At 49.0% G+C, this 26,226-nt stretch carries 29 protein-coding genes and 1 pseudogene; 19 read left to right on the top strand and 11 right to left on the bottom strand.

The window, feature by feature from the left end:
* Positions 1-13: 13 nt before the first annotated feature.
* Entirely contained in the window at positions 14-1,426 is a 1,413-nt protein-coding gene (gene uxaC, locus K0778_RS15430) for a glucuronate isomerase (protein ID WP_000187442.1), read from the bottom strand.
* 482 nt (positions 1,427-1,908) lie between these two features.
* Here uxaC and exuT point away from each other — a divergent pair, with 482 nt between their 5' ends.
* The 13 genes from exuT to K0778_RS15365 all read left to right on the top strand — a co-directional run bounded on the left by exuT (position 1,909) and on the right by K0778_RS15365 (position 9,952).
* On the top strand, positions 1,909-3,207 hold the full coding sequence (gene exuT, locus K0778_RS15425; protein ID WP_001226465.1) for a hexuronate transporter ExuT: 1,299 nt from the start codon (positions 1,909-1,911) through the stop codon (positions 3,205-3,207).
* A gap of 129 nt (positions 3,208-3,336) precedes the next feature.
* Positions 3,337-4,113 (top strand): transcriptional regulator ExuR, encoded by a 777-nt coding sequence (exuR, locus tag K0778_RS15420; protein WP_000406493.1) that lies wholly within the window; start codon positions 3,337-3,339, stop codon positions 4,111-4,113.
* A gap of 239 nt (positions 4,114-4,352) precedes the next feature.
* Positions 4,353-4,436, top strand: a complete 84-nt coding sequence (gene yqiM, locus K0778_RS15415) for a protein YqiM (RefSeq protein WP_211180508.1) — start codon at positions 4,353-4,355, stop codon at positions 4,434-4,436.
* 21 nt (positions 4,437-4,457) lie between these two features.
* Entirely contained in the window at positions 4,458-5,120 is a 663-nt protein-coding gene (gene yqjA / locus K0778_RS15410; RefSeq protein ID WP_000422149.1) for a DedA family general envelope maintenance protein YqjA, read from the top strand.
* A gap of 3 nt (positions 5,121-5,123) precedes the next feature.
* The gene (mzrA, locus tag K0778_RS15405; protein WP_001166761.1) at positions 5,124-5,507 is read left to right on the top strand and encodes an EnvZ/OmpR regulon moderator MzrA; all 384 of its coding nucleotides are present in this window, start codon (positions 5,124-5,126) and stop codon (positions 5,505-5,507) included.
* A 146-nt stretch (positions 5,508-5,653) separates the two neighbouring features.
* A complete protein-coding gene (gene yqjC / locus K0778_RS15400; protein WP_001295543.1) occupies positions 5,654-6,022 on the top strand; it encodes a DUF1090 family protein YqjC in 369 nt (122 codons plus the stop codon).
* A gap of 37 nt (positions 6,023-6,059) precedes the next feature.
* On the top strand, positions 6,060-6,365 hold the full coding sequence (locus K0778_RS15395; protein ID WP_000031415.1) for a YqjD family protein: 306 nt from the start codon (positions 6,060-6,062) through the stop codon (positions 6,363-6,365).
* Between the two features lie 2 nt (positions 6,366-6,367).
* A complete protein-coding gene (locus K0778_RS15390) occupies positions 6,368-6,772 on the top strand; it encodes a phage holin family protein (RefSeq protein WP_000785722.1) in 405 nt (134 codons plus the stop codon).
* Positions 6,762-7,061 carry a YqjK-like family protein gene (locus K0778_RS15385; protein ID WP_000096086.1) on the top strand — a complete coding sequence of 100 codons (300 nt, stop codon included), beginning with the start codon at positions 6,762-6,764 and terminating at the stop codon, positions 7,059-7,061. The genes K0778_RS15390 and K0778_RS15385 overlap by 11 nt, the downstream gene beginning before the upstream one ends.
* A gap of 185 nt (positions 7,062-7,246) precedes the next feature.
* Positions 7,247-7,639, top strand: a complete 393-nt coding sequence (locus tag K0778_RS15380) for a DoxX family protein (protein WP_000732240.1) — start codon at positions 7,247-7,249, stop codon at positions 7,637-7,639.
* 69 nt (positions 7,640-7,708) lie between these two features.
* A complete protein-coding gene (yqjG, locus tag K0778_RS15375) occupies positions 7,709-8,695 on the top strand; it encodes a glutathionyl-hydroquinone reductase YqjG (RefSeq protein WP_000531213.1) in 987 nt (328 codons plus the stop codon).
* Positions 8,696-8,988: 293 nt separating this feature from the next.
* Positions 8,989-9,354, top strand: a complete 366-nt coding sequence (locus K0778_RS15370; protein ID WP_000384145.1) for a DUF805 domain-containing protein — start codon at positions 8,989-8,991, stop codon at positions 9,352-9,354.
* Between the two features lie 241 nt (positions 9,355-9,595).
* The gene (locus K0778_RS15365) at positions 9,596-9,952 is read left to right on the top strand and encodes a DUF805 domain-containing protein (RefSeq protein ID WP_001198807.1); all 357 of its coding nucleotides are present in this window, start codon (positions 9,596-9,598) and stop codon (positions 9,950-9,952) included.
* A gap of 50 nt (positions 9,953-10,002) precedes the next feature.
* Here the strand turns inward: K0778_RS15365 and yhaJ are convergent, their stop codons facing one another.
* Complete coding sequence (gene yhaJ / locus K0778_RS15360) at positions 10,003-10,899, bottom strand: DNA-binding transcriptional regulator YhaJ (RefSeq protein ID WP_001041009.1); 897 nt, start codon at positions 10,897-10,899, stop codon at positions 10,003-10,005.
* A gap of 104 nt (positions 10,900-11,003) precedes the next feature.
* Between yhaJ and K0778_RS15355 the strand changes: the two genes are divergently transcribed.
* Together K0778_RS15355 and yhaL are read left to right on the top strand one after the other, a co-directional pair.
* Positions 11,004-11,705 carry a pirin family protein gene (locus tag K0778_RS15355; protein ID WP_063084608.1) on the top strand — a complete coding sequence of 234 codons (702 nt, stop codon included), beginning with the start codon at positions 11,004-11,006 and terminating at the stop codon, positions 11,703-11,705.
* A gap of 22 nt (positions 11,706-11,727) precedes the next feature.
* Entirely contained in the window at positions 11,728-11,892 is a 165-nt protein-coding gene (yhaL, locus tag K0778_RS15350) for a protein YhaL (RefSeq protein ID WP_001345966.1), read from the top strand.
* 133 nt (positions 11,893-12,025) lie between these two features.
* Here yhaL and cyuA read toward each other — a convergent pair whose 3' ends face one another.
* The 9 genes from cyuA to tdcA form a co-directional block, all read right to left on the bottom strand.
* Complete coding sequence (cyuA, locus tag K0778_RS15345) at positions 12,026-13,336, bottom strand: cysteine desulfidase (RefSeq protein ID WP_000460499.1); 1,311 nt, start codon at positions 13,334-13,336, stop codon at positions 12,026-12,028.
* A gap of 27 nt (positions 13,337-13,363) precedes the next feature.
* The gene (locus K0778_RS15340; RefSeq protein WP_063084609.1) at positions 13,364-14,695 is read right to left on the bottom strand and encodes an amino acid permease; all 1,332 of its coding nucleotides are present in this window, start codon (positions 14,693-14,695) and stop codon (positions 13,364-13,366) included.
* Between the two features lie 274 nt (positions 14,696-14,969).
* Positions 14,970-16,334 (bottom strand): L-serine ammonia-lyase, encoded by a 1,365-nt coding sequence (gene tdcG / locus K0778_RS15335; protein ID WP_000622126.1) that lies wholly within the window; start codon positions 16,332-16,334, stop codon positions 14,970-14,972.
* 71 nt (positions 16,335-16,405) lie between these two features.
* The gene (locus tag K0778_RS15330) at positions 16,406-16,795 is read right to left on the bottom strand and encodes an enamine/imine deaminase (RefSeq protein WP_000719990.1); all 390 of its coding nucleotides are present in this window, start codon (positions 16,793-16,795) and stop codon (positions 16,406-16,408) included.
* Between the two features lie 13 nt (positions 16,796-16,808).
* Positions 16,809-19,103 carry a 2-ketobutyrate formate-lyase/pyruvate formate-lyase gene (gene tdcE / locus K0778_RS15325; RefSeq protein ID WP_000861734.1) on the bottom strand — a complete coding sequence of 765 codons (2,295 nt, stop codon included), beginning with the start codon at positions 19,101-19,103 and terminating at the stop codon, positions 16,809-16,811.
* Positions 19,104-19,136: 33 nt separating this feature from the next.
* Positions 19,137-20,345: a propionate kinase gene (gene tdcD, locus K0778_RS15320; RefSeq protein ID WP_001295545.1), complete on the bottom strand. Its 1,209-nt coding sequence runs from the start codon at positions 20,343-20,345 to the stop codon at positions 19,137-19,139.
* Between the two features lie 25 nt (positions 20,346-20,370).
* The gene (gene tdcC / locus K0778_RS15315) at positions 20,371-21,702 is read right to left on the bottom strand and encodes a threonine/serine transporter TdcC (protein ID WP_000107723.1); all 1,332 of its coding nucleotides are present in this window, start codon (positions 21,700-21,702) and stop codon (positions 20,371-20,373) included.
* 21 nt (positions 21,703-21,723) lie between these two features.
* Complete coding sequence (gene tdcB / locus K0778_RS15310; RefSeq protein ID WP_000548347.1) at positions 21,724-22,713, bottom strand: bifunctional threonine ammonia-lyase/L-serine ammonia-lyase TdcB; 990 nt, start codon at positions 22,711-22,713, stop codon at positions 21,724-21,726.
* 98 nt (positions 22,714-22,811) lie between these two features.
* Complete coding sequence (gene tdcA, locus K0778_RS15305) at positions 22,812-23,750, bottom strand: transcriptional regulator TdcA (RefSeq protein ID WP_000104211.1); 939 nt, start codon at positions 23,748-23,750, stop codon at positions 22,812-22,814.
* A gap of 314 nt (positions 23,751-24,064) precedes the next feature.
* On the opposite strand from tdcA, the gene tdcR reads away from it, so the two are divergent.
* The 4 genes and pseudogenes from tdcR to K0778_RS15285 form a co-directional block, all read left to right on the top strand.
* Positions 24,065-24,283: a transcriptional activator TdcR gene (gene tdcR / locus K0778_RS15300; RefSeq protein WP_213059370.1), complete on the top strand. Its 219-nt coding sequence runs from the start codon at positions 24,065-24,067 to the stop codon at positions 24,281-24,283.
* Between the two features lie 255 nt (positions 24,284-24,538).
* Positions 24,539-25,078, top strand: coding sequence for a protein YhaB (yhaB, locus tag K0778_RS15295; RefSeq protein WP_000675733.1), 540 nt, complete (start codon positions 24,539-24,541; stop codon positions 25,076-25,078).
* Between the two features lie 21 nt (positions 25,079-25,099).
* A pseudogene (locus tag K0778_RS15290) lies at positions 25,100-26,005 on the top strand (hypothetical protein); the annotation flags it as partial.
* Positions 26,006-26,059: 54 nt separating this feature from the next.
* A partial coding sequence (locus K0778_RS15285) for an IS1 family transposase (RefSeq protein WP_047664789.1) occupies positions 26,060-26,226 on the top strand: 167 nt, incomplete at its 3' end.

Below are 26,226 nucleotides of genomic sequence, written 5' to 3'. Positions count from 1 at the left end.
TCAACCCCAGACCTTAGTTCAGTTCAATGGCGAAGTAGTCACGCGCATTGTTAAAGCAAATATTTTTCACCATCTCGCCCAGCAGGTTGATGTCCGCCGGTGCTTCGCCCGCTTCCACCCAGCGACCGATCATCTGGCACAGAATGCGGCGGAAGTATTCGTGACGGGTGTATGACAGGAAGCTACGGCTGTCAGTCAGCATACCGACAAAGCGGCTCAGCAAACCGAGCTGCGCCAGTTGGGTCATCTGACGTTCCATACCGTCTTTCTGATCGTTAAACCACCAGCCGGAACCGAACTGCATTTTGCCCGGCATACCTTCGCCCTGGAAGTTACCGATCATGGTGCCCAGCACTTCGTTATCGCGCGGGTTCAGGCAGTACAGAATGGTTTTCGGCAGCAGGTTTTCTTCGTTCTGCTTGCTCAGCAGCTTAGACAACTCTTCTGCCATCGGACGGTCGTTGATGGAGTCAAAGCCTACATCCGGCCCCAGCAGTTTGAACTGACGCAGGTTGTTATTACGCAGCGCGCCAATGTGGTACTGCTGTACCCAGCCGCGACGTGCATATTCGGCACCAAGGAACACCAGTACCGCAGTTTTGAACTGTGCCACTTCGTGCTCGCTCAGGGTTTCGCCAGCCAGACGGCGCGCCAGAATGCTGTCCAGTTCCGCTTCGTTCGCTTCAGCAAACATCACCACGTCCAGCGCATGGTCAGACACTTTACAGCCGTGAGCGGCGAAGTGATCCAGACGTTTGGTCAAGGCAGTTTGCAGGTCAGCAAAGCGGCGAATGTCGGTATCGGAAACTTCGCCCAGCTTCGCCATGTAGTCGTTAAAGGTCGCCTGTTCGATGTTGAAGGCTTTGTCCGGACGCCAGCTCGGCAGCACTTTGATGGTGAAAGAGCCGTCTTTGGCGATCTCTGCGTGATGCTCCAGAGAATCGATCGGGTCATCGGTGGTGCCGACCATTTTCACGTTCATCTGCTGCATGATGCCGCGCGCGGAGAAGTTATCCTGCGCCAGCAGTTCGTTACATTCGTTCCAGATTTCATCGGCAGTTGACGGAGAAAGCAATTTGCCAGTGATACCAAACGGACGACGCAGTTCGAGGTGCGTCCAGTGGTATAACGGGTTGCCGATAGTGTGCGGAACAGTCGCCGCCCAGGCGTCAAATTTTTCACGGTCAGACGCATCACCGGTACACAGACGCTCGGCCACACCGTTGGTACGCATAGCGCGCCATTTGTAGTGATCGCCTTTCAGCCAGATGTCATATAGGTTTTTAAAACGATAGTCTTCCGCAATCTGCTGCGGCGGCAAATGGCAATGGTAATCGAAAATCGGCTGGTCTTTTGCGTAGTCGTGATACAGACGGCGGGCAAATTCGGTATCTAACAGGAAATCTTCAGTCATAAACGGAGTCATTTTCGTCTTCCTCTCAACGAGTGAGCTAGCTTGCTTATGGTGCGATGCTGACAAAGTTATCACACCAATTTCCAGAGTCCGAAGATATTTTCGTGAGTTAGATCAATAAACGTAGTTAAAAAAATTACTCTCAAAGTGGTAAATCTCGCTGCAGGCCGCGCCAGTACTGGCCTTGCTGTCGTCAGGTAATGTCCCTACAAATATTCCCACATTTGTGATGGCTCTCACCTTTTAAAGTTGTATGACAAGTTATCTTTCTGCCGTCGCAAATCATAAGTCGACGGAATGCAAATTGCCGATTCATTCATTTGTTAGATGAATCGGGTTAACCGGTACGGAAGCCGAATTAGCACGAAACTTTCATGGCAACGTTCGGGGCGTGCCGGTTTTTTTTCGGTTACCCGGTCGTAACTAACATCTTCAGCCTCTGGCGGGATGATGGCCGCGCTTCCTGCGGATATAACAAAACGATGAGGTTTTACATGCGTAAAATTAAAGGGTTACGTTGGTATATGATCGCACTGGTGACGCTCGGCACCGTGCTTGGTTACCTGACGCGTAACACTGTGGCGGCAGCTGCGCCAACTCTGATGGAAGAGTTAAACATCTCCACCCAACAGTATTCCTATATCATCGCAGCCTATTCTGCTGCTTATACGGTCATGCAACCGGTAGCAGGTTATGTACTGGATGTGCTGGGTACGAAAATCGGTTATGCAATGTTTGCTGTGCTGTGGGCCGTGTTCTGTGGTGCAACCGCGCTGGCAGGTAGCTGGGGTGGCCTGGCTGTTGCTCGTGGTGCGGTCGGTGCCGCGGAAGCAGCGATGATCCCGGCGGGTCTGAAAGCCAGCTCCGAATGGTTCCCGGCGAAAGAGCGTTCCATCGCAGTAGGCTACTTTAACGTAGGTTCTTCGATTGGTGCGATGATTGCGCCGCCGCTGGTGGTATGGGCAATCGTAATGCACAGCTGGCAGATGGCATTTATCATCTCCGGTGCATTGAGCTTTATCTGGGCGATGGCATGGCTGATTTTCTATAAACATCCGCGCGACCAGAAGCATCTGACCGATGAAGAACGCGACTATATTATTAATGGTCAGGAAGCCCAGCACCAGGTGAGCACGGCGAAGAAAATGTCCGTTGGTCAGATCCTGCGTAACCGTCAGTTCTGGGGTATCGCGCTGCCGCGTTTCCTGGCAGAACCGGCCTGGGGTACTTTTAACGCGTGGATCCCGCTGTTCATGTTTAAAGTTTACGGCTTTAACCTGAAAGAGATCGCGATGTTCGCCTGGATGCCGATGCTGTTTGCTGACCTCGGTTGTATCCTCGGTGGTTACCTGCCGCCGCTGTTCCAGCGTTGGTTTGGTGTGAACCTGATCGTTTCCCGTAAGATGGTCGTAACGCTGGGTGCTGTGCTGATGATTGGCCCGGGTATGATCGGTCTGTTCACCAACCCGTATGTCGCAATTATGCTGCTGTGTATCGGTGGTTTTGCCCACCAGGCACTGTCTGGCGCGCTGATTACGCTCTCTTCTGACGTGTTTGGTCGTAACGAAGTGGCAACGGCAAACGGTTTAACCGGGATGTCCGCATGGCTGGCAAGTACGCTGTTTGCGCTGGTTGTCGGTGCACTGGCTGACACCATCGGCTTCAGCCCGCTGTTCGCAGTTCTGGCAGTGTTCGACCTGTTAGGTGCGCTGGTTATCTGGACCGTGTTGCAGAACAAACCGGCGATTGAGGTGGCGCAGGAAACACATAACGATCCCGCACCGCAACATTAACGTTTCGTGTAAGTTTTAGTTTCCCTTCAAAGCCGCCTTCTCAGGCGGCTTTTTCATCACTGCGAGTAGAGCTAAACTCGCAAAAGTGGTATAACAAATATAGTCTGCCGTATCATGCCTGGAGCGCATATGGAAATCACTGAACCACGCCGTTTGTATCAACAACTTGCCGCTGACCTGAAAGAGCGCATCGAACAGGGCGTCTATCTGGTGGGTGATAAACTGCCTGCAGAACGCTTTATTGCCGATGAAAAGAACGTCAGCCGTACGGTAGTTCGTGAAGCCATCATCATGCTGGAAGTTGAAGGCTATGTCGAAGTGCGTAAAGGTTCAGGTATTCATGTAGTTTCCAACCAGCCGCGCCATCAGCAGGCGGCTGACACTAATATGGAATTCGCTAATTACGGTCCGTTTGAGTTACTTCAGGCTCGCCAGCTCATCGAAAGTAATATTGCCGAGTTCGCAGCAACTCAGGTAACGAAACAGGACATCATGAAACTGATGGCCATTCAGGAACAGGCGCGCGGCGAACAATGCTTCCGTGATTCCGAGTGGGATTTGCAGTTCCACATTCAGGTCGCTCTGGCGACGCAGAACTCCGCCCTGGCGGCTATCGTGGAAAAAATGTGGACCCAGCGTAGTCATAACCCGTACTGGAAAAAACTGCACGAACACATTGATTCCCGTACCGTCGATAACTGGTGTGATGACCACGATCAAATCCTCAAGGCGCTGATTCGCAAAGATCCTCATGCTGCTAAGCTGGCAATGTGGCAGCATCTGGAAAACACCAAGATCATGTTATTTAACGAAACCAGCGACGACTTCGAGTTCAATGCCGACCGCTATCTATTCGCCGAAAACCCGGTGGTGCATCTCGATACAGCCACCAGCGGCAGTAAATGAAATTCCTGTCCGACAGGCGCTGCAATGCGCCTGTTTGTCTCGTCGGTAAGCGAAAAGTATAAAGTGTCAGCCTGTGTAAATCCTCTCGCCACCCTCCCCTGCATTCAGCAAAATCAGACTCCACGGACATGTAATTTTGATAACGAACAACGTTGACCTTTGTTACAATTAGATTCAATTTGAATTTATGTTTTTGAATGCTTTCTTATCTCACGATTTAACAGGGAATAGTTCAGGCTGTGTTGATGTATCAAACCCGCAGAACATACCAAAACAGCAATAACATTGCGGTAGTGCATCTTTTAAAACCAGCGTGGCGTTAACCGATTCACCAGGAATAATGAATGGAACTTTTGACCCAATTGCTGCAAGCCCTGTGGGCGCAGGATTTTGAAACCCTGGCCAATCCATCGATGATTGGCATGTTGTATTTTGTCTTGTTTGTAATTTTGTTCCTTGAAAACGGCTTGCTTCCGGCGGCCTTTTTACCGGGCGACAGTTTACTGGTATTGGTCGGCGTGTTGATTGCGAAAGGCGCGATGGGCTATCCGCAAACGATTCTGCTGCTGACCGTTGCCGCCAGCCTCGGCTGCTGGGTCAGCTATATTCAGGGGCGATGGCTGGGCAATACCCGCACCGTACAAAACTGGCTATCTCATTTACCCGCGCATTATCATCAACGCGCACACCATCTTTTTCATAAACACGGTTTATCGGCGCTGTTAATTGGTCGCTTTATTGCGTTTGTCAGAACACTGCTGCCGACGATTGCCGGGTTATCAGGGCTGAATAACGCGCGCTTTCAGTTTTTCAACTGGATGAGCGGTCTGCTGTGGGTATTGATCCTGACAACTCTGGGTTACATGCTCGGCAAAACGCCGGTATTTTTAAAGTACGAGGACCAGCTGATGTCATGCCTGATGCTGCTCCCGGTGGTGCTGCTGGTGTTTGGCCTGGCAGGTTCTCTGGTCGTGTTATGGAAAAAGAAATATGGAAATCGGGGGTAAGGGATGCAAATACCTCGCATGTCGCTTCGCCAGCTAGCCTGGTCCGGCGCTGTTTTACTTCTGGTCGGCACGCTGTTGCTGGCCTGGTCCGCGGTTCGCCAGCAAGAGTCTACGCTGGCGATTCGTGCCGTTCATCAAGGCACAACGATGCCAGACGGTTTTTCAATCTGGCATCACCTTGACGCTCATGGCATTCCTTTCAAAAGTATCACCCCCAAAAACGACACTCTGTTAATTACCTTTGACTCCAGCGACCAGAGCGCCGCTGCAAAAGCGGTCCTCGACAGAACATTGCCCCAAGGCTACATCATTGCGCAGCAGGACAATAACAGTCAGGCTATGCAGTGGCTGACCCGGCTACGGGATAACTCTCATCGCTTCGGATAACTTCCTGTTATCCGAAACAGATCACTCACTTTGGTGATTTCACCGTAACTGTCTATGATTAATGAGGCGGTGGTTAACACTACCGCTTCGTTGTCTGGACAATCGTTCCTTTGTAATAGGTCCGAATCACAATGGAAGGTTCAAGAATGAAATACCGCATCGCTTTAGCTGTTTCTCTTTTTGCTCTTAGTGCTGGTAGTTATGCCACTACCCTGTGTCAGGAAAAGGAGCAAAATATCCTTAAGGAGATCAGCTATGCCGAAAAACACCAAAACCAGAATCGTATTGACGGTCTGAATAAAGCCCTGAGTGAAGTCCGGGCCAACTGTTCAGATAGCCAGCTGCGTGCCGATCATCAGAAGAAAATCGCAAAGCAGAAAGATGAGGTGGCGGAACGCCAGCAAGATTTAGCCGAGGCGAAGCAAAAAGGCGATGCCGATAAGATTGCCAAACGCGAACGGAAACTGGCAGAAGCGCAGGAAGAGCTGAAAAAGCTGGAAGCGCGCGACTACTAACTCACAATAGTCACTACTTACTCACCTGGAGAAAACTATGTCGAAAGAACACACTACGGAACATCTGCGTGCTGAGTTGAAATCCCTTTCCGATACGCTGGAAGAGGTGCTTAGCTCATCTGGCGAGAAGTCGAAAGAAGAGTTGAGTAAGATTCGTAGCAAAGCGGAGCAGGCACTGAAACAGAGCCGTTATCGCCTGGGTGAAACCGGTGATGCCATCGCCAAACAAACCCGTGTCGCGGCGGCGCGTGCCGATGAGTATGTGCGTGAAAATCCATGGACGGGCGTGGGCATTGGCGCTGCAATCGGTGTAGTGCTCGGCGTTCTGCTGTCGCGTCGTTAATTATGGCGGACACTCATCACGCGCAAGGGCCCGGTAAAAGCGTTCTGGGCATCGGGCAGCGAATTGTTTCCATCATGGTTGAAATGGTGGAAACACGTCTGCGGCTGGCGGTGGTTGAGCTGGAAGAGGAAAAAGCTAATCTCTTTCAACTTTTACTGATGCTGGGCCTGACGATGCTTTTCGCTGCATTTGGTCTTATGAGCCTGATGGTGCTAATTATTTGGGCGGTTGATCCACAATATCGCCTGAATGCGATGATTGCCACCACCGTGGTGTTGCTGCTACTGGCACTGATTGGCGGTATCTGGACGTTACGTAAATCGCGTAAATCCACCTTGCTGCGCCATACACGCCATGAGCTGGCAAACGATCGGCAGCTGCTCGAGGAGGAGTCCCGTGAGCAGTAAAGTCGAACGTGAACGACGTAAGGCGCAACTGCTTAGCCAGATCCAGCAACAACGGCTGGATCTTTCTGCCAGTCGTCGTGAATGGCTGGAGGCAACAGGCGCTTACGATCGTCGCTGGAATATGCTGCTAAGTCTGCGCTCCTGGGCGCTGGTTGGCAGTAGCGTGATGGCGATCTGGACGATTCGCCATCCTAATATGCTGGTCCGCTGGGCCAGACGCGGTTTTGGCGTATGGAGCGCCTGGCGTCTGGTTAAAACGACCCTCAAGCAGCAACAGCTTCGCGGTTAACTTCCCTCTGGCCGGAGCCATTCCGGCCTTATCCCTCAAATTTTTTGAAGATTTTTGACAGTTTTCCTTGCTAACAATCATCATTCACCACGTTTATGATTCTCTCCATCGACAGCAACGACGCTAATACCGCGCCATTGCACAAAAAAACAATCAGCAGCCTGAGTGGCGCAGTGGAGAGTATGATGAAAAAATTAGAAGATGTTGGTGTACTGGTAGCGCGCATTTTAATGCCGATTCTGTTTATTACCGCTGGCTGGGGAAAAATTACTGGCTACGCGGGTACCCAACAATATATGGAAGCAATGGGCGTCCCGGGTTTTATGCTGCCGCTGGTGATTCTGCTTGAGTTTGGTGGTGGTCTGGCAATCCTGTTCGGTTTCCTGACTCGCACCACAGCCCTGTTTACTGCGGGCTTTACGCTGCTGACGGCATTTTTATTTCACAGCAACTTTGCTGAAGGCGTCAACTCGCTGATGTTCATGAAAAACCTGACAATTTCTGGCGGATTCCTGCTGCTGGCAATTACCGGTCCGGGCGCGTATAGCATCGACCGCCTGCTGAATAAAAAGTGGTAAGCACGCGCTATACTTAACGATAAAAAACGAGGAGGAAGCTCCTCGTTTTTGCTATTGGAGGAGAGAAAAATGGGTCAACTGATTGACGGCGTCTGGCATGACACCTGGTACGATACCAAATCTACCGGCGGTAAATTTCAACGTTCAGCTTCCGCATTTCGTAACTGGCTCACTGCCGATGGCGCTCCTGGCCCCACTGGCACAGGCGGTTTTATCGCAGAGAAAGATCGTTATCATCTCTATGTTTCACTCGCCTGCCCGTGGGCGCACCGCACGCTGATCATGCGCAAACTCAAAGGACTGGAACCGTTTATTTCCGTTTCCGTAGTGAACCCGCTGATGCTGGAAAACGGTTGGACCTTTGATGACAGTTTTCCGGGAGCAACCGGAGACACGCTCTATCAAAATGAATTTCTGTATCAGCTTTATCTCCACGCCGATCCACACTACAGCGGACGAGTTACTGTTCCCGTGCTGTGGGACAAAAAGAACCACACCATCGTCAGCAACGAATCAGCAGAAATCATCCGCATGTTCAATACCGCGTTTGATGCGCTGGGCGCGAAAGCGGGTGATTACTACCCTCCAGCCCTGCAAACAAAAATTGACGAACTTAACGGCTGGATTTATGACACCGTTAACAACGGCGTGTATAAAGCTGGTTTTGCCACCAGCCAGGAAGCTTACGACGAGGCGGTGGCGAAAGTGTTTGAATCGCTGGCACGACTGGAGCAGATTTTAGGCCAGCATCGTTACCTGACCGGCAACCAGCTAACCGAAGCCGATATTCGCCTGTGGACTACGCTGGTGCGTTTTGATCCGGTGTATGTGACCCACTTCAAGTGTGATAAGCACCGCATCAGCGATTACCTGAATCTGTACGGTTTTCTGCGCGATATCTACCAGATGCCGGGGATCGCCGAAACAGTCAATTTCGATCATATCCGTAATCATTACTTCCGCAGCCATAAGACCATCAACCCTACGGGGATTATTTCAATTGGTCCGTGGCAGGATCTCGATGAACCGCATGGACGAGATGTTCGCTTCGGTTAAAAAAAGGCACCTTACGAGGTGCCTCTGATAATTAGCTAAGTGCATGTTGTTCATGTCGGATGTGGCATGAACGCCTTATCTGACATACAAAACATTGTACATTCAATAGATTGCATAACCCGCGCAGACCAGATAAGCGTAGCGCATCTGGCGATTTTGCGCTTGTCATCAGTCTTAGCGCGCCTTCACGGCACTTTATTAATTCCTTGAACGAATATTTACTGCCATTTCATTCACGTCTATTCTTAATTTGCTGCTTTAAAAACAAGTGATTGAGCAAAATTGAGGCAAAAATGGACTGGTATCTGAAAGTACTAAAAAATTATGTCGGTTTCCGGGGTCGTGCGCGGCGCAAAGAGTACTGGATGTTTATTCTGGTCAACATCATCTTTACGTTCGTGCTGGGGCTGCTGGATAAAATGTTAGGCTGGCAACGCGCTGGTGGCGAAGGCATCCTGACGACAATCTACGGTATTCTGGTGTTTTTACCGTGGTGGGCGGTTCAGTTCCGCCGCCTGCACGACACCGACCGCTCGGCGTGGTGGGCACTGCTATTCTTAATCCCGTTTATCGGCTGGCTTATTATCATCGTCTTTAACTGCCAGGCGGGTACGCCAGGCGAAAACCGCTTTGGACCAGATCCAAAACTGGAACCTTAAAACAAATCTGCTCGCCGGATGTCTGACTCATCCGGCTTTTATCATTATGTTGATGAATGAATAATTTACTAATGTTTATTTAAAATATTTCAATGTCGTTATATAAATTACCTATAAAAAATAACCATGTATTTATCTTAAATATCAAAACCTTTATAACATCCGAAAAAGAAAGATACGAATAGCATTTACACAATACCCGGAATAGACTTTCGTCACTTTTAATTAAAGGGATGTTTTTATGCAGTGGTATTTGTCCGTATTAAAAAATTATGTTGGTTTCTCTGGTCGCGCACGTCGTAAAGAGTACTGGATGTTTACTCTGATTAACGCCATCGTCGGCGCTATTATCAATGTCATTCAATTGATTTTAGGTCTGGAGCTTCCATATCTGTCTATGCTTTATTTGCTGGCAACCTTCCTTCCCGTCCTTGCGCTTGCTATCCGTCGCTTACACGATACCGACCGTTCAGGTGCCTGGGCCTTGCTCTTTTTTGTTCCGTTTATTGGCTGGCTCGTGCTTCTGGTTTTTTTCTGCACAGAAGGTACTTCTGGCAGCAATCGTTACGGAAACGATCCGAAGTTTGGTTCAAATTAATCTTAGAATTGGGGCGATATTTCGCCCCTTTTTATTAACAATAATAAATATTATTTTCCGTTAAAAAGTTTGGGAATTTCCCGCAGACACCAGGATTTCGCTTCCCCCATACTGTCACGACGCCAGGCCATAATAATATCGATCTCGCTGGTCGATTCCGGGCTGACGACACGCAACCGCCCTTCCGCAATATCTTTTTCGACCATAGGATACGGCATCGTCGCCACGCCAAGCCCCGCCAGTAATGCCTGACGTTTATCTTCAATCGTGCTCACCGTTAAGCGCGGCTGTTTGTCCAGCAGCTGTACGGTCAACACCGGGCGCTCACGAGCGGTATCCGCCACCGCAATTCCACGATATTTCACACGCGTCACTTCAGATAACGGTTCCGGCTCCTGATGAATCGGGTGATCAGGCGCGGCAACGTAGACGTTCATTAACGTATAGAGCTTGCGCGAGTTGATCTCCGACGAGGAACGAAAATGCATATCCGGCGCGATAACAATATCCGCCCGCCCCTGCTCCAGCCGTTCCCACGCCCCCGCCAGCACTTCTGTGATGATTGCCAGTTGGGTATTGGCTTTTGCCGCCAGTTTGTCGATTAACGGGAAAAAGGCAGGTGTCGGTACCAGCGCTTCGGTCACAATGGTGAGATGCGTTTCCCAACCGCGCGCGAGAGCTTCCGCATCAGTAGTCAGTTTATCTGCGGCTTCCAGCAAAACGCGCCCTCGCTCCAACAACATCCTCCCGACATTGGTGAATTTGGTACGATGGCCCGAGCGGTCAAACAGCACCACATCCAGCTCTTCTTCCAGTTTTTGCATGGTGTAGCTAAGTGCGGAAGGCACGCGTCCCAGCTCATCCGCCGCCGCCGCAAAACTGCCCCGGCGATCGATCGCATCCATAACCCGTAGTGCTTCCAGCGTTAATGCCCTTTCTTTGGCCATTTCGTTCTCATTCAGGAAATTTGAACATACCGGGCAGAATATCTGGCTAACAATGTAGCGTCCAGCCCCTTACCATAAAAGGAAGTAAAGAGAGGTCAAGAATTATGATTACTACCCGAACTGCCAGGCAGTGTGGACAAGCAGACTACGGATGGTTGCAGGCCCGGTATACTTTTTCCTTTGGACACTACTTCGACCCGAAATTGTTAGGCTATGCCTCCCTGCGTGTGCTTAACCAGGAAGTGCTGGCCCCAGGTGCCGCCTTTCAGCCGCGAACCTATCCCAAAGTCGATATTTTAAATGTGATTCTGGATGGAGAAGCAGAGTATCGCGATAGCGAAGGCAATCATGTTCAGGCCAGCGCCGGAGAGGCGTTGCTGCTCTCTACCCAGCCGGGTGTCAGCTATAGCGAACACAATCTCAGCAAAGACAAACCGTTAACGCGAATGCAGCTTTGGCTGGACGCCTGCCCGCAGCAAGAGAATCCGCTGATTCAAAAGCTGGCGCTTAATATGGGCAAGCAGCAATTAATCGCCTCGCCAGAGGGTGCGATGGGAAGCCTGCAATTACGCCAGCAAGTGTGGCTGCACCATATCGTGCTCGACAAAGGCGAAAGTGCGAATTTCCAGTTGCATGGGCCACGCGCGTATTTGCAATCGATTCACGGGAAATTTCATGCGCTTACGCATCATGAAGAGAAAGCGGCGCTGACCTGCGGTGATGGGGCGTTTATTCGTGACGAGGCTAACATTACGCTGGTTGCCGATTCCCCACTGCGCGCTTTGCTGATAGATTTGCCTGTCTAGTTGTTTTTACAGGGAGATGATGATGAGTAAAAAATTGGCCAAAAAGCGCCAGCCGGTGAAGCCCGTGGTGGCGAAAGAACCTGCTCGCACCGCCAAAAATTTTGGCTATGAAGAGATGTTGAGCGAGCTGGAAGCTATCGTCGCGGATGCTGAAACGCGTTTAGCCGAGGATGAAGCTACCGCGTAAAGACAGGTTGCCGGATGCGGCGAAAACGCCTTATCCGGCCTACAAAATCCAACAACATTAACGAATTAAACAACCCGTAGGCCGGACAAGATGCGCCAGCATCGCATCCGGCACGATCCCCAAAACCTGGCGTTTATCTGGCCTTGCTCGCCATAATCTCGATAATCTGCCGATCCGTTTGCTGCATCGAATGGCTTGCTAACGCACACAGGTTGGCAATCGACTGCTCAACATCATGCGCCACAATCCCTTCATTGCCGGTCACGGCGGTATCATCCAGCGCCATTAACACCGCTTTCCACGCAGCCGAAGCACTGGTCGAAACCTTCATCGCGCAGCTGTTCGACGCACCATCGCAAATCATGCCGCTGACATCGCCGATCATACTGCTGATCGCCATCGAGATGGTTTCATAACGCCCATCCACCAGCCATGCCATCCCGGCGGCGGCCCCCATTGCTGCGGTCGTTGCGGCACACAGCGCAGACAAACGCGGTAACTGGTTATGGATGTAAATTGCGCTCAAATGCGAAAGCATCAGCGCACGCGCCAGCCGTTCATCATCCGCTCCGAAGTGTTCTGCTACCACCACCACAGGCATTGTTGCGGTAATCCCCTGGTTACCCGAGCCGGAGTTACTCATAGCCGGAAGCGTAGCGCCGCCCATACGCGCATCGGATGCCGCGCTGGTACGAATCACAATGGATGAAGAGAGATCTTTCGCCAGCAAACCGCGCTCGCACTGTTTTTCCAGCGTCGCGCCAATATGCAGCCCCCACTTACCGCTCAAACCTTCCTGCGATAACGCACAATTTAGCTTCGCGGAATCGAGAATAAAGCGGATCGCCGCAAACGGGACTTCATTGACGAACTTCAGGATCTCAGCCAGCGTCGTTCTGGAAAGCACCGTCAGCGGAGACTCTTGCTCGCCCTCTGCCACACACGCCTGCTGGGTAAACACCACACCATCGTGCGTCTCGATATGCACAATGTTGGTATGCCCGCCGACGATGGTGACACACGCCCACTTCTCACCGTTCCAGACTTTGGCGCGTGAGAAGAGGATTTCATCGCAAGGTTCCTGGATCTTAACGGAGACTTTCCCCGCCGCCAGCAGTGCTTTGGCATCGGCAATTGCCTGCGCTGTTGCGTCTTTCAGCACTTCCAGCCCGGCGTTGGCATTTCCACCTAACGCCCCCAGCGCCGCCGCAATCGGCAGCCCCACCATTCCCGTGCCGGGAACGGTGACGCCCAGACCGTTCTTCATCAGATTTGGCGAAACCCAGGCTTCTACACGTTCAACCGGACCTTCCAGTTCTGCCGCAGCAACCGCCGCCGCCAGCGCCAGTGAAATCGGTTCAGTACATCCCAGCGCCGGTTTTACTTCCTCCTGAACGGCGAGGATGTAACGCTGCCATAACGGATTTAAAGTCGAATCAAACATATTAAAAACCTTAAAATTTCAGGTAAATCAAGAAAATGCCAGGAACGGAGAAACACACAGCAACAAACCAGTGACGATAATCAGGTACAGAGACATCCCTTTGTATTTGTGCAATGCTGGTACTTTGTAAACCAGCCACGCCGGGATCAGGCACCCTACCATGCCGAAAATCGGGCTACAGATAGAGGTGAAGCTCAACACCGGTGCGTTCAGTACGATGGCGCTCCAGGCCAGCAAAATGGCGAAAATCATGATGCCGCGCTGAACGAGATTTTCGTTAATCTTCTCGGCAGGCATCTTGCGACGCAGGATGTTCATTACGATCCCTTGCGTTGCTTCGCGAAAGCCTAAATAGACGCCAAAGAATGCAGTCATGACAGCAAAGATATTGAGAATGACGCTGACCACTTTCACCCACGCTGCGCCGTCACCGCTAATAAACTGTGCGGCAATCGCCAGCGCGGAAATATTCTGCTCATAGGCTTTTACCGCTTCGTCATGTCCCATCGCCAGCGTGAACGACACGGCGTAGAAAAAGACGGTGACAAACAAAATGCCAAACGCGATATTCATTGCCCGCAATGCTTTATGCCGCGCCACTTCAATTGATTTTTCCCGCGAGCGATAAGAGATCACCATCGGACTTAACGTCTGGATAAACAGAATCGACGTCAGGGTAAACGGCAGCGTAATAATGGCGTTTTTCACCAGCAGCCCCAGCGGCGGTAGCGAACCGACGTTATACAGATGCCACATTCCCACCATCGACACGCCCAGCGCCGCGACCACCAGCAGCTTGGTCAGCACCATGCCGGTCGAAATTTTGAATAACAATTTCTCGCCGCGTGAGGAGATCGCCACCAGAATGCAAATCAGTACCAGACCATAAAAGGGACTGTCTGACAGCAACCCTTCCGTCACGCCGAAGGTATGCAGGTAGGAAGCACTATCGTTGGTGATGGCGGTGGAATAGACGAACATCCAAATCACCAGCATTACGAAATAGAGCGCACCTAACAGGATGCCCCAGTTTTTACCTAAATAACCGCTAATGACGCTCGGGTAATCTCTACATTCTGGTGATTCTGCCAGCGTATTAATAAACAATCGCTGAAACAGATACATTGCCGGGTAACCAATCACCGATGAGAGCAAAAATACCCACAATCCCATCAAACCGACCTGCACCGGGAGAAAAACAATCCCCGCGCCAATCGCCATCCCGATACTCATAATCACCCAGCCGGTGTCAGTACTGTCGAATTTGATCGCTTCTCGCCACTCGCTCTCACTCATTCCAGCACGACCCGCCGGGGTCGAAGCGTCTGCAATGACGCCTTTATTCGATGCAATTTCCATAATTTCTCGCTCAATATTTTGTAGGGCTTATTATTTTTTTCCGAGCCGCATCAAGGCGATATGCGGTCTACGTTTTTGCAGGCGAGTTATTAGAATAAAGAAATGATACGCGCGAGGTCAGAGAAAATCTTCACAATCAAGACTTTGAAATAACGGAGATGGATAAGAATTTTCTACTAAATTAATCGCAGGAGAATATTCATTCTCTATTTGCGGCAGATCACAAAAAAAAGGTGCACATTTGTGCACCCAAGGATGAAAGCTGACAGCAATGTCAGCCGCAGACCACTTTAATGGCCAGTCCTCCGCGTGATGTTTCGCGGTATTTATCGTTCATATCTTTGCCGGTTTCATACATCGTCTCGATCACTTTATCGAGTGAAACACGCGGTGCCGAGGTGCGGCGCATCGCCATCCGCGCGGCGTTTACTGCTTTCACGGCATTAATGGCATTACGTTCAATGCACGGGATTTGTACCTGTCCGGCAACCGGATCGCAGGTCAGCCCAAGGTTATGCTCCATCGCGATTTCCGCCGCATTGCATACCTGCGCCGGACTGCCGCCCAGTAGTTCAGTTAACCCTGCCGCCGCCATTGAACAGGCCACGCCAATCTCCCCCTGACAGCCGACTTCCGCGCCAGAGATGGAGGCGTTCATTTTATACAGCGCGCCAATAGCCCCCGCGGCCAGAAAATAGCGGGCAATTGACCGCTCGTTTACCGGACGACGGAACTTATCGTAATAAGCCAGTACTGCCGGAATAATGCCGCACGCACCGTTAGTCGGTGCCGTTACCACGCGCCCGCCAGCTGCGTTTTCTTCACTAACCGCCAGCGCGTACATGTTGATCCAGTCGATGACATTCATCGGATCGTTAGAGATGTTATCGCTGGAAACCAGCTGACGACGCAGCGCTACGGCACGGCGCGGCACATTGAGCGGACCAGGCAGCACGCCTTCAGTGTTCATCCCACGTTCAATACCGTCATGCATCACTTGCCAGATACGGGCAAAACCGGCGTCAATTTCCGCTTTGCTGCGCAGCGCTAGCTCGTTGTGCATCATCAGACCAGATATAGACAGGCCGTTGTAATCACACATTTTCAGCAGTTCACCTGCTGAGTGGAAATCGTAAGGTACGGACGTTTCGACATCGTGCGACAGGCCGAAGTGTTCTTCTTCGACAATAAACCCGCCGCCGACAGAGTAATAGGTTTTACTTAATAGCTCTTCCTGTCCCTTCCAGGCAGTGATCCGCATTCCGTTCTCATGGCGAGGCAACATTTCGGGATGGAAGATAATGTTCTTTGCTACAGGAAAATCAACAATATGCGCACCAGATGCCACTGGCAGCCGCCCGCTGCGCGTTACTAACTCTATAAATGCAGGGATCTCATCAATGACAACATCCTGCGGACTGTTTCCTGCCAGTCCCATGATGATGGCGACATCCGTGGCATGGCCTTTGCCCGTCAGTGACAACGACCCGTACAGATCGACCACAATATGGCTCGTCGCGGTTAATAAGCCGCTACTTTCCAGCCGATCAATAAAACTTTTTCCGGCATTCATTGGCCCCACGGTATGCGAACTGGAGGGACCAATCCCAATTTTGAAAATATCGAATGCACTAATCATATCCACACCCTCGGATTGCCGTTCAGTGAAGTGGAGCGGAACGACCTTACGACCGTCCCGCTCACGAGGCTTTACGCACTACGTACTGCGATGGCTTCAATTTCCAGCTTCACATCTTTCGGCAAACGCGCGACCTGCACACAGCTCCGGGTCGGATAGGTCGCCTGATGCTCATCGAAGAACTGCTTATAGACTTCGTTGATGGTGGCAAAATCATTCAGATCGGTGATAAACACGGTCATCTTGATGATATCGCCCACGCTCAGCCCGGCAGCAACCACGATCGCTTTGACGTTTTCGAGGCTTAAACGCGCCTGATCTTGCACATCAGCCGGGATCTCACCGGTCTGTGGGCAAACCGGTATTTGCCCGGAGGTGAAGACCATGCTGCCTAAATCAACGCCCTGAACATAAGGGCCGATTGCGCCTGGGGCACGTTGCGTTTCGATAATCTTTTTCATACATCCTCCGGCGTCAGAGCGCCTGGGTAAAGGTACGTGAAATAACATCCTGTTGCTGTTCACGGGTCAGTGCGTTGAAGCGCACGGCGTAGCCAGAGACACGGATTGTCAGGTTAGGATATTTTTCCGGGTGCTCGATGGCATCCAGCAGCATTTCCCGATTCATTACGTTGACGTTGAGGTGTTGACCGCCTTCGACATCCGCTTCGTGGTGGAAATACCCATCCAGCAGGCCGACAAGGTTGGTTTTACGTACTGGATCTTCTTTGCCCAGCGCCGCAGGAACGATTGAGAAGGTGTACGAGATCCCATCTTTGGCGTAGGTGAACGGCAGTTTCGCCACCGACGTCAATGAGGCCACGGCACCTTTGCGGTCACGACCATGCATCGGGTTAGCGCCCGGCGCGAACGGTGTTCCGGCGCGACGACCGTCCGGCGTATTACCGGTTTTCTGGCCGTACACCACGTTAGAAGTGATAGTCAGAATCGACTGGGTAGGGACGGCGTTGCGATAGGTTGGCAGCGCTTTAATTTTCTTCATAAAGCGTTCAACCAGGTCGCAGGCAATGCTGTCTACGCGCTCGTCGTTGTTGCCGTACTGCGGATATTCACCGTCGATTTCAAAGTCCACCGCCAGGCCGTTTTCGTCACGGATTGGTTTCACGCGGGCATATTTGATGGCAGACAGGGAGTCCGTCGCCACCGACAGGCCCGCGATGCCGCATGCCATAGTGCGATAGACATCACGATCGTGCAGCGCCATCAGCGAAGCTTCGTAGCTGTACTTGTCGTGCATGTAGTGAATGATATTCAGCGCGCTGATGTACTGCACCGCCAGCCAGTCCATGAAGTGATCGAGGCTGTCCATCACTTTGTCGTAATCCAGCACGTCGTCCATCAGCGGTGCTGTTTTCGGCCCGACCTGAATCTTCAGCTTCTCGTCCACCCCGCCGTTAATTGCGTAGAGCAGCGTTTTCGCCAGGTTAGCGCGTGCACCAAAGAACTGCATTTGCTTACCAATCACCATTGGGCTGACGCAGCAGGCAATCGCGTAATCGTCGCTGTTGAAGTCAGTACGCATCAGATCGTCATTTTCATACTGCAAGGAAGAGGTGACGATCGACACCTGCGCGGCATATTTTTTGAAGGCAATCGGTAATTCTTCCGACCAAAGAATGGTCAGGTTAGGTTCCGGTGCCGGCCCCATAGTGTGCAGGGTGTGCAAATAGCGGAAGGAGTTTTTGGTCACCAGCGTACGACCGTCCAGCCCCATCCCGCCGATCACTTCCGTCGCCCAGATTGGGTCGCCGGAGAACAGCGAATCAAATTCCGGTGTACGCAGGAAGCGTACCATACGGATCTTCATGATGAAGTGATCGATCAGTTCCTGTGCCTGCTGCTCATTGAGTACGCCAGCTTTAAAGTCGCGCTCAATGTAGATATCGAGGAACGATGCCGTGCGGCCCAGCGACATCGCGCCGCCATTTTGCGATTTCACTGCCGCCAGATAAGCGAAGTAGAGCCACTGCACCGCTTCCTGCGCATTCTGCGCCGGGCGAGAGATATCAAAGCCATATTTCGCCGCCATTTCCTGAATCTGCAACAGCGCATGACGATGCTCTGCCAGCTCCTCACGCAGACGGATGGTGGCTTCCAGATCCTCGCCTTTTTCCAGACGAGACTGGAGATCGGCAAATTGCAGTTCGCGTTCACGTACCAGATAACTGATGCCATACAGCGCTACGCGGCGATAGTCACCGATAATGCGCCCACGGCCATAGCCATCTGGTAAACCGGTCAGCACGCCAGATTTACGGCAGCGCAGCATATCCGGTGAGTAAACATCAAATACGCCCTGGTTATGGGTTTTACGCAGATCGGTAAACAGATATTCAAATTCACTGTCCATTTCTCGGCCATAGGCGTGGAATGAACTTTTAATCATATTAATGCCACCGAACGGGTGTAGCGCACGTTTCAACGGCGCATCCGTTTGCAGGCCAACAATTTTTTCCAGCGGCTGGTTAATATATCCCGCATCATGAGCGGTAATTGTGGTGGCAATATTGGTATCGAAATCAACCGGCGCGTGGGTTGCATTTTCGATACGGATGCCTTCCATTACTTTTTCCCACAATTCCGTGGTGGCAGGCGTCGCTTCGGCGAGGAAAGATTCATCGCCTTCATACGGTGTATAGTTATGTTGAATAAAATCGCGGACATTAATTTCGTTTTTCCAGTCCGTACCTTTAAAGCCAAGCCATGCGTCGGCGTACAGCTTATCGCTGGTATCAATATCTACCTTCATGAAAAATAATCTCTCTACAATACTTCAACTAAATTATGCAAATTCTGCGGGCGCGTTAACTTTGCCTAAATGAATGGCATCCAAAGCAATCATTTTTTCTTCGTTAGTCGGAATAACGGCACAAATGACACGCGCATTTTCACTGGAAACAATTCGCTCACCACAGGAGTTAGAGCGATTATTCATTTCTGTATCAATCTCTAAGCCTAATACAGCCAAATGTTCCATGACCAGACGACGAATTAAGCTTGAATTCTCTCCTATTCCGCCGGTGAATATAATTCCATCCAGGCGACGTAATGAAGCTGCGTGTCCGGCAATATGACGGGCAATTCGGTGAACAAAGGTTTTAATTGCCAGTTGCGCGCGTTCGTGACCTTCATGCCAGGCTTTTTCCAGAACACGTAAATCCGAAGAAAGACCGGAAATACCTAATAATCCCGACTCTTTATTCACTACGCGTTCCAGGTCACCCAGGCTCTGGTTGGTTTGGCTGGCGACCCAGGACATCGCACCAAAGTCGACATCGCCACTGCGGGTACCCATCATCAAGCCTTCCAGCGGCGTCATTCCCATTGAGGTATCAACACTCTGACCGTTGCGAACCGCGCAGATTGACGCGCCATTGCCAAGATGCGCCACAACCAGGCCGGAGTCATCTTCCGCCAGATTCAGCAGCGAATGTGCGCGCTGGGAAACATAGCGGTGCGACGTGCCGTGGAAACCATAACGGCGTACACCTAACTCTTCATAATATTTCCACGGCAGGCCGTATAAATAAGCTTCCGGAGCCATCGTCTGGTGGAAACTGGTATCAAATACCGCCACCTGAGTTACGCCCGGAAATAATTGCTGCGCCGATTCAATACCACTTAAATTGGCGTAATTATGCAGGGGTGCCAGTGGAGAAACGCGACGGATATTATCAATGACTTCATCGGTAATAATGGCGGACTCGGTAAAAATACTGCCGCCGTGAGCGATGCGGTGGCCAATTAAGGCCACACTGTCATTTAAATTCCGTTTTTCCAGTTCAAATGCAATTGCCTTCAATGCACCTTCGTAGCTGTGGTGAGCCAGCGGTGCTGGCTCTCCCCCATTTACGGATAAGAATGCATTTTCCGAGTTAATACCGTCGGCAATACCTGACATTAATACTTCACAGTCGCTGGCATCGAGCACGGAAAACTTAATCGAAGACGAACCACAGTTAATAACCAAAACAACCGGAAATTCATTCATCTCTTTTCTCATCCTGAGTTACGGATTAAAACAGTTTGTATACGATGTTCAGGATGGTCAGCAGACCAATCACGGTAACAAACACGTTATCCAGACGACCACGGTATTTCGCCAGAGACGGCGCTTTACGGATGGCATACATCGGCAACAGGCACAGCAGGGATGCGATAATCGGTGCGCCCATGGCTTCAATCAGGTCAAGGATGTTCGGGTTGGCGTAGGCAACAACCCAGGTGGAGCCCATGATGAAGATCATGCTGATAGTGTTCAGTTTACCCAGCGACACTTTAGTTTTGTCGCCTTTATAACCAAACTTCAGGACCAGGCCATTCAGACCTTCCAGCGTTCCCAGATAGTGACCGAAGAAAGATTTGAAGATAGCCACGAGTGCGATGATGGAAGCCGCATATTCCAGTGTAATCGCGAACGTTGTTTTGGTACCGGTCATGGACGCAAAGTGGTTAGCCAGATAAGAAAGCACTGGAATATTCTGCGCTTTGGCTTCCGCCATGTTGGCCGGAGACAGAGTAAACAGGCAGCTAAAGGCAAAGAACATCACCACTGCAACCATCAGCATGCTGGCACGAGAAATGATTTGGGAACATTTACGTTCGGTGAAGTCGCGACCGAAGTCTTTCTCATACTCTTCACGCTTAGAAACCACGAAAGAAGAGACGATTGGCGAGAAGTTAAAGGAGAAAACCATGATGGAAATCCCCAGCCAGACAGTGATCAGGATACCGTCATGACCGGTTAACGACAGCGAACCGAGGTCAACCTGGTCGATAACTGCAGAGTTCCAGTAAGGGATCAGCGACAAAGAAATCAGCACCAGGCTGGCGATAAACGGCCATACCAGGTAGCTCATCACTTTAACCATCAGATCCTTACCAAACCAGATGACGAAAGCCATCAGCAGCAACAGGAACAGCGCCACAAAGCCGCGATTCAGCGGTGCAAAGCCGAGCTGGTTTTCCCAGAACGTCATAAAGGTATTGGTAATAGTAACGCCATAAATCCACAGCAGTGGGCAAATCGCGAAGAAGTACAGGAACGTGATAACCACGCCGCCAGTTTTACCAAAATGCTCTTCCACCGTTTCCGTAATGTTGCCGGAAGGGTTAGAGCCAGAAAGACACAGACGCGCCAGCGCCCGGTGGCAATAAAACGCGATGGGGTATGCCAATACCAACATCAGAAGAATCGGGATCAGTCCGCCAAAACCTGCGCGGATAGGGAAGAACAGCACCCCGGCGCCGATTGCCGTACCAAACAAGCCTAACGTCCATGTGGTATCTGATTTACGCCAGGACGATTGTTTTGTCTGGCTGGATACAATGCTATCTGAAGTACTCATATCCTATCCTCAACGAATTAATTAAGCGTCAACGAAACCGGTGATTTGAGAGACGCGAGAAAGATCGATATTGCCGCCGGAAATAATACTGACGGTTTTTCTGTTTTGAATATATTGGTCTAATTTACCGCTTAATAATGCAGCACATGCCAGAGCGCCTGCGCCTTCGGTGACGACTTTATTGCGCTGAATTAAGGCAATCATACTGTTTCTGATTTCGTCTTCGCTGACCAGCACGATGTCATCGACTAATTCACGAACGATTTCGTAAGTTAAATTACCCGGGCGGGAGACATCACAACCATCCGCCAGGGTGCCGGTAGTTCGGTGCGTGGTTATTTCTCCGGAGTGGAAAGAAGCCGCCATGCCGTGAACGTTTTCAGACTGTACGCCAATAACACGAATGGTCGGGTTAATAGATTTAATTGCCACCGCAATACCAGCAATTAAACCGCCACCACCAATTGGCACAATCACGTTATCGACATCATAGAGATCTTCCATAATTTCCAGACCAATCGTTCCCTGGCCAGCAATCACTTTCGGATCATCGTAAGGTGGGATAAAAATACGGCCTTCCATTTCGACAATTTCGCTCACTTTAGCGATAGTGTCGTTGAAGTTATCACCATGCAGAACGACTTCTGCGGAGTAGTCGCACGTTGCCGCTACTTTGGATTTTGGCGCACCTTTTGGCATCACCACTTTACCGTCGATACCCAGCATCGCGCAGGAGAGGGAAACCCCTTGCGCATGGTTGCCCGCAGAACAGGCCACCACGCCTTTGCGTTTTTCCGCATCGGTCAGTGAACTTAATTTATTAAATGCGCCACGAATTTTAAATGAACCCGTACGCTGCATATTTTCAAACTTCAGGAATATTTCACCTTTGCAACGTTCACTAAAATAGTTGGAGCGAGGCATGCCTGTTTTATAAATTCGCCCAGCCAGTCGTTGTTTCGCTTCAATAATGTCATCAATAGCAACCGGCAGATCGTATGTAATATGCATTATAAAACCTCTTCGCCTGAATTAAATATGTAGGTAACCGTAACCGACACCTGCAAGACAGACAGGTGGATTATTTATGTTTAAATAAAAACAAATAACTAACCAACTTCTATTAATTGCCTTCGTCTACACCCATTATAAGATGAATACTCTTTGGCTAATTCCACCAAAACCGATGCTGCTTTTTTAATACGATAATTTTTCGACCATACCGCGGCATATTGTGCCACAGGTAATGTTTCTTCAACCGGAATAGTAATAAATTGATTAGAACCAAAAGGTGACGTCATATCACAAGGAATTACAGTTAAGAAATCAGCATTGAGAACAAGATTATAAATTGTCACGACTGAGTCGGTTTTAACGATGTTTTCAATACTGATGCCATTTCTTTGTAACGTAGTAAGCAGTTCGCTGTAGTACCCCATATTAGTTTGTGGCAACACCCACTGTTCGTTCTTCAACGACTCCAGCGTGGTGGTGCCGGTGCATGTTCGGGACTTACTGGCTACCAGCACAAACTCGGACTCGAACAGCGGCTCAACATGTAAATCCTGAAGCTTCATTTCTGCACTTAACGTACCAATCGCAAAATCCAGTCGACCGTCGCGGATTGCCGGTAAGAACGAAGACAGTTGCGCTTCATACATAGAAACCTGCGCTTTCGGGAACACCTCTTTGAACTTGTTGATCATCCCTGACATAAAAGTAAAACCAATCAATGAAGGAAAACCAAATGAGACTTCCACCACCGCCTCAGAAGACATACCGCTTATCTCATTAACCATATTTTTCATTTCACGGGTAATGGATTCGGAACGGGAGAGTAACAATTGACCGGCAGGTGTTAATGTTACACCGGTATTTTTCCGCACCACTAATTCCACACCAAAATAATCTTCAATATCGTTAATGATTTTACTGACGGCCGGTTGAGTTAACCCTAATTCTTTTGCAGCCGAGCCGATAGAACCACTTCTAATGACTTCCTGAAAGACTACCAGGTGCTGCGTTTTCGGAAGAAGAATAGTGCTCATAACGACCTACGTTAATTACCTCATTGACGGCATGAAGTGTATCAAAATGAAATGAACAGGATATGTGCGACCACTCACAAATTAACTTTCAATACTTTCCAGAGTATCGTTATTACAATTAAATACCTTTAAATATCAACAAGTTAAAGTATAAAAATCAGCATAAACCCTGATTTTTGTCAAAAAAAATGACGGGGATAACCATATTTTATGGCGATAACATCATTCGTTATGTGGTTAATACAAAAAAGGGGCTGAGACCATATTTCAAGCAATTACCGGATAATTACCAGGCAAAATTTGAGTTAAATTTAATGAGCAAGTTCTCAAATTTTATTATAAATAAACCATTTTCAGTGATAAATAATGCGGCATGTCACATTTTTTCACGCTATTTGTTGGAGAACAAACATTTATTTTATCAATATTTTAAAATTTCGAATACATATATTGATCATCTCGAACAATTGATTAACGTCAACTTTTTCTCTTCTGACAGGACGTCATTTTGTGAATGCAATCGTTTTCCATAAATTCTTCTCCCCTCATAGGCGACGAATAGCATTTTGTGTTGAGGATCACAAAACGAATAATTGCTGATCGCCGCGATAAGGTCAGACAAAGACAACAAGGGAAATTTTCACAGAGCTTTTGATCGGCGTAGGCCACAGAATGTTGCTTCGTTTACTGTAACGCCGGGTAAATGAGCGTTTTTTGATAGTGCGAAAGAACCCTGCGAGGAAAATAAGCATCTATTATTGTTTGTCATGATGACAAGGCAGGCATCAATGAAAGGCTTCCCAATTGCGCATATTTTTCACCCTTCAATCCCGCCAATGCACGCAGTGGTTAACAATCACAATAGAAATATTGATTATTGGACGGTAAAAAGAAAGTTTGCAGAAATTGTCTCCACCAATGACGTTAATAAAATTTACAGTATAAGTAATGAACTGCGGAGAGTATTATCTGCAATAACTGCATTGAATTTCTATCATGGCGATGTTCCTTCTGTCATGATCCGAATCCAACCGGAAAATATGAGTCCATTCATTATAGATATTTCTACAGGAGAACATGATGATTATATCATACAAACATTAGATGTAGGCACTTTTGCACCTTTTGGTGAACAATGTACTTGCTCAGCCGTCAATAAAAAAGAGCTGGAATGTATTAAGGAGACGATTTCTAAGTATTGTGCAAAATTCACCCGAAAAGAAGCCATCTTAACCCCCCTTGTGCACTTTAATAAAACCAGCATTACTTCAGATTGTTGGCAAATTCTCTTTTTTTCACCCGATCATTTTAATAATGATTTTTATTGATTATTTATAAAGGATAAAATAATGTTCCCTGTTTCATCAATTGGTAATGATATTAGTAGTGATTTAGTCCGTCGAAAAATGAATGACCTTCCTGAAAGCCCAACAGGAAATAACCTCGAAGCACTAGCACCAGGTATAGAAAAACTAAAACAGACCTCTATTGAAATGGTCACTTTACTTAACACGTTACAACCTGGTGGAAAATGCATTATCACTGGTGATTTTCAAAAAGAATTAGCGTACTTACAAAATGTAATTCTTTATAATGTCTCGTCTCTTCGTCTGGATTTTTTAGGTTATAACGCCCAAATTATTCAACGATCGGACAATACTTGTGAACTTACCATTAATGAACCGTTAAAAAACCAGGAAATATCCACAGGTAATATCAATATTAATTGCCCATTAAAAGATATTTACAATGAAATCAGGAGGTTAAACGTAATTTTTAGTTGTGGGACTGGAGATATCGTTGATCTATCCTCTCTGGACTTACGTAATGTCGATTTAGATTATTATGATTTCACAGATAAACATATGGCTAATACTATTTTAAATCCTTTTAAATTGAATTCAACAAATTTTACTAATGCCAACATGTTTCAGGTTAATTTTGTTAGTTCAACACAAAACGCCACAATCTCCTGGGATTATTTACTAAAAATAACGCCTGTTTTAATAAGCATTAGCGATATGTATTCTGAAGAAAAAATCAAGTTTGTCGAAAGTTGTTTAAATGAGCCTGGAGACATTACCGAAGAACAATTAAAAATTATGAGATTTGCAATTATAAAATCTATACCAAGGGCAACTCTTACAGATAAATTAGAAAATGAATTAACAAAAGAAATATATAAAAGCTCATCGAAAATCATCAATTGCTTGAACAGAATTAAATTACCAGAGATGAAAGAATTCTCATCAGAGGTAATGCTGCCAACTTACTGATTTAGTGTATGATGGTGATTTTAAGGTGCTTGCGTGGCTTCCATTTCCATCAGATGTCCTTCCTGCTCCGCTACTGAAGGCGTGGTGCGTAACGGCAAAAGCACTGCCGGACATCAGCGCTATCTCTGCTCTCATTGCCGTAAAACATGGCAACTACAGTTCACTTACACCGCCTCTCAGCCCGGTACGCACCAGAAAAT

Origin of the sequence: Escherichia sp. XD33, from assembly GCF_019375075.1 — a bacterium.
In the GTDB taxonomy this organism is placed as follows: Bacteria; Pseudomonadota; Gammaproteobacteria; order Enterobacterales; family Enterobacteriaceae; genus Enterobacter; species Enterobacter flexneri_A.
Note: the sequence above shows the minus strand (reverse complement) of the source record. Positions and strands in the feature narration are given on the sequence as shown.